The sequence below is a fragment of the Bradyrhizobium sp. CCBAU 11361 genome (assembly GCF_028128935.1).
Classification (GTDB): domain Bacteria; phylum Pseudomonadota; class Alphaproteobacteria; order Rhizobiales; family Xanthobacteraceae; genus Bradyrhizobium; species Bradyrhizobium niftali.
In genome coordinates this window covers 1-3,744 of sequence record NZ_LBJZ01000109.1, presented here as the reverse complement: position 1 = coordinate 3,744, position 3,744 = coordinate 1, and the positions used below count along the sequence as shown (strand labels likewise).

Genomic DNA, 3,744 nt, shown 5'->3' with positions numbered 1-3,744 from the left:
ACTCGCGCTGGCTACGGTCTCGCTGTCACAGGCGGCCGCAAAGATCCAACACCTGACTTCGCCGGGCGGCATCGAAGCCTGGTTCGTGCAGGATGCGACCGTGCCGCTGATCGCCATGGAATATTCCTTTGCCGGCGGCTCGGCGCAGGATCCCAAGGACAAGTCGGGCGTCGCCAATCTGGTCGGCAACCTGCTCGATGAAGGCTCCGGCGATCTCGACTCCAAGACCTTCCACGAGCGGCTCGACCGCCGCGCCATCGAGCTCTCCTTCAGCGCCACCCGCGACACCTTCCGCGGCAGTCTGCGCATGCTGCGCGACAACAAGGACGAAGCCTTCGACCTGTTGCGGATGGCACTGACCTCGCCGCATTTCGACACCGCCGACGTCGAGCGCATCCGCTCGCAGGTGATCTCGGGCCTGCGCCGCGAGACCACCAATCCGTCGTCGCTGGCGAGCCGCAAATTCCTGGAAGTCGCCTACGGCGATCATCCCTACGGCCGGCAGACCAACGGCACGCTGGACAGCGTGCCGACCGTCACCGCCGCCGACATGAAGGACTATGTCGGCCGCGTGCTCGCCAAGGACACCTTGAAGGTCGCAGTCGTCGGCGACGTCGATCCGGCGACCCTCGGCAAGCTGCTCGACCACACCTTCGGCAGCCTGCCCGGCAAGGCCAATCTCGTGCCGGTCCCCGACATCGAGGCGGCCAAGCCGCCGCAGCGCGCCTTCGTGCCGCTCGACGTGCCGCAGACCGTCATCACCTTCGGCGGCCCCGGCGTGAAGCGCAGCGACCCGAACTTCATGGCGGCCTATGTCGTCAACCACATCCTTGGCGGCGGCGGACTGTCCTCCCGGCTCTATCGCGAGGTCCGCGAGAAGCGCGGGCTGGCCTATTCGGTGTTCGAATCCCTGCTCTGGATGGAGCATTCGGCGGTCTTCATCGGCAATACCGGCACCCGCGCCGACCGCGCCAGCGACACCATCGACGCCATCGAGAAGGAGGTGCGCCGGATCGCCGAGGAGGGCCCGACGCAGAAGGAGCTCGACGAGGCCAAGTCCTACCTCAAGGGCTCGCAGATGCTGGCGCTGGATACGTCCTCGAAGCTCGCCCAGGCGCTGCTGCAATATCAGCAGGACAAGCTTCCGATCGACTATATCGAGAAGCGCAACGCCATCGTCGACGCGGTGACGCTGGACGACGCCAAGGCCGCCGCCAAGCGGCTCTGGGGCCAAGGCCTGCTGACGGTCGTCGTCGGCCGCACCCCGCAGGCCGCCGCGCAACCCGCGGCCACGGCGCCGAAGGCGAACTGAACTGCCGTAGTAGCGATAGCGCTCCTCGCTAACACACGGCACGCTGCGCTCTGGGCTACTCGATTCACACATCGCTTCGGTCTTTCAGTGATGCATCATGAGGTTGGTGCCGCGCTTCATGGCTTCGAACTCGATCCATCCCTGAAGCATGACGATCGGACCCGGCTTGCCGTAATAGCCGGTCCATCCACCGAGACGCGCGCAGAACCAGGCTGCATGAGCGAGCGACCTGTTCGGATGAGGGTTCTTCTGCCGCTCAGTCTTGCCTTCGAGCTGAGCACAGCAGGCTTCGAGCAGTGGAATGTCCTCAGGTTCGAATGCATCGCTTAGCGGCCGCAGAGGTCCCGGACCACCATCACGGGCGTGCACCAGTTGCTGGATACACACAGCCGCGATCAACGTCGCAGTTTTCAGTCGGTTACGGGGCGCTTTATCCTATTTGCACGGCTTCGATGTCGAAGCCTTAAGCCAGAGCCAATACGGCATGCAGACACTCACCCCTGCCGCGTTCCGAGCGCAGCACAGTCGTGTCCTGGATCGCCAGCACATATCGGCCCACGCAACGTTCTGCTGTCCGTCCGGCGCGGCGCGGCGGCTTGAGCGAGACGGCGATTAACATGGCGCTCGCTTTCATTGTCCGCGGCATACTTTTCTGGGGAGCCATTGCTGGGCTTCTCTATTTGCTGTGGAAGTTGCCATCCTGTAGCCCGACGATCAGGGCGTCGGCCGGCCAGTGTCGAGGAAATGAGGAGCGGCGGCTTGAACTGCACCCCTGATGTGAGACACGGTAATCAGGGACAGGAGCCGAGCGCCTGGGGCGGCTGGGCGGGTTGATGGGTTACGGCCACGATGCGGGGCTGCTGCGCAGCAGCCCCGCATCGCACACGGCCGGTAGGCCAGAGCCGAGTGCAGCCGTTGGCGATTGTACACGTCCTCGATGAAGGCGCCGATTGCATTTTTGGCATGCTGCGCATCGCGGTAAGTCTGGCCGTTGGCCTCCTCCTGTTTGAGGGTCTTCACGAAGCTCTCCGCCTTGGCATTGTCATAGGGATTGCCGACCCGGCTCATGCTCGGGCAATGTCGTGCCGCTGAAGCAGGTCTGTGTAGTCGCCGCAGGCGTACTGGATACCGCGATCGGAGGGGTGGATTAGGCTGCCGGGCGTCGGCTGGCGCGCCGCCAGCGCCATCGAGAGCGCGGCGACCGCCAGACGCGCCTCCAGGTGCGTCTCCAGAGACCCAGCCGACCACACGCCGGCTGAAGGCGTCGAGCATGATGGCGAGATAGGCGAACTCCTCCTGCAGGCGGATGTAGGTGATGTCCGTCACCCAGAGCTGGTCGAGGCCATCAGGCACCATGCCGCGGGCCAGGTTCGACACCACGCGCCAAGGGTGGCGCGAGTCTGTCGTCACAGGCACGAACGGCCGCTGCCGCAATCACAGCAGATTGTCCTCTCGCATCAGGCGCAGCACGCGTTTGCCATTCACCGCAAAGCCCTCACGCCGCAGTTGCGCGGAGATCGGGCGATAGCCGTAATGCCGATGCGTCAGCGCCAACCGCTGGATTGCGTCTCGTACGCCGGTTTCTTCGGTAGCGGGGCGGACGCCGCCCAATGCCGGTAATAGCCGACCCGACTGACGCCGGCCAGCACGCACATCCGCTCGATCGTCAGCTCGCCTTGCCGCGGGGGCATCGTCATCGCCTGACCGCGTAGGCCCCGTCACGCCAGGCCCGGTGCTCGGCCGGCTTGCTTCCTTGACCCGCCGCAAGGCTTGCCGAAAAAAATCCAGTTCAATCTGCTGCTGGCCGCTCGAGTTCGGCAATGGGTTCCGGCGCACCAGGGTCGGTAGCTGCAACATCGCGTGCCCGCTCCTTCACGCTCGCGCAACCGCATCGCTTTTGGGCGGCCGACCGGTCGGCCGCAGCGCCTGCGCCCCGGCGGCTCGAAAAAGATCGCGCCATGCATAGAGGTCCTTACGCAGCACATTCAGCTCCTGGGAAAGAGCCCTTATGCGCTCACCCGCCAGAATGCGACGGACCGCCTCGAGCTTGAACTCTCGGCTGAAAACACGGGGTGATTTGTTGGGTATACGTTCTCCATTAGAGAACTGTCCCTAATTTCCCATGTCTCACTTTTGGGGTGCACTCCAGCTTCCCAACGCCGGTGACCTTGCCCCCAAGTTTTATCCGGTCCTGAGTTCGCTCTGGCTGGTGGTTGAAGTGCTCCCCGAAACTAGGCCAGCTGAGGCTGGAATTTTCCGGGGTTAGGCTCATGCCGGCGGGGGCGCCGATGAGCCATTCAACAGCGATATCGGCGCCTTGTTGCCGATCGCGCTATGTGGCCGCTCCTCGTTGTACAACAAGGCTCAAGAACGCCCACAGGATCGTTCTTCGCGAGGTTCTTTATCGACATCATCCCTGGTTTGGTCGCCGA

5 protein-coding genes are annotated in these 3,744 nt (G+C 64.0%); 1 reads left to right on the top strand and 4 read right to left on the bottom strand.

Going from position 1 to position 3,744, the window contains the following annotated elements; translation table 11 throughout:
• The first annotated feature begins 7 nt into the window (after positions 1 to 7).
• A complete protein-coding gene (locus XI08_RS10190) occupies positions 8 to 1,312 on the top strand; it encodes a M16 family metallopeptidase (protein ID WP_271574315.1) in 1,305 nt (434 codons plus the stop codon).
• A gap of 84 nt (positions 1,313 to 1,396) precedes the next feature.
• Here the strand turns inward: XI08_RS10190 and XI08_RS10185 are convergent, their stop codons facing one another.
• The 4 genes from XI08_RS10185 to XI08_RS46215 form a co-directional block, all read right to left on the bottom strand.
• On the bottom strand, positions 1,397 to 1,699 hold the full coding sequence (locus XI08_RS10185) for a hypothetical protein (protein ID WP_271574314.1): 303 nt from the start codon (positions 1,697 to 1,699) through the stop codon (positions 1,397 to 1,399).
• 327 nt (positions 1,700 to 2,026) lie between these two features.
• Entirely contained in the window at positions 2,027 to 2,668 is a 642-nt protein-coding gene (locus tag XI08_RS10180; RefSeq protein WP_271574313.1) for an integrase core domain-containing protein, read from the bottom strand.
• 78 nt (positions 2,669 to 2,746) lie between these two features.
• A complete protein-coding gene (locus XI08_RS10175; RefSeq protein WP_271574312.1) occupies positions 2,747 to 3,169 on the bottom strand; it encodes an IS3 family transposase in 423 nt (140 codons plus the stop codon).
• Positions 3,170 to 3,184: 15 nt separating this feature from the next.
• Entirely contained in the window at positions 3,185 to 3,400 is a 216-nt protein-coding gene (locus XI08_RS46215; protein ID WP_442869791.1) for a helix-turn-helix domain-containing protein, read from the bottom strand.
• Between the last annotated feature and the right edge of the window lie 344 nt (positions 3,401 to 3,744).

What these genes read in the sequence shown, in the direction of transcription:
- XI08_RS10180 (WP_271574313.1), bottom strand. Translation starts at nt 2,668, where the DNA reads ATGGTGCCTGATGGCCTCGACCAGCTCTGGGTGACGGACATCACCTAC.
- XI08_RS10175 (WP_271574312.1), bottom strand. Translation starts at nt 3,169, where the DNA reads ATGTTGCAGCTACCGACCCTGGTGCGCCGGAACCCATTGCCGAACTCG.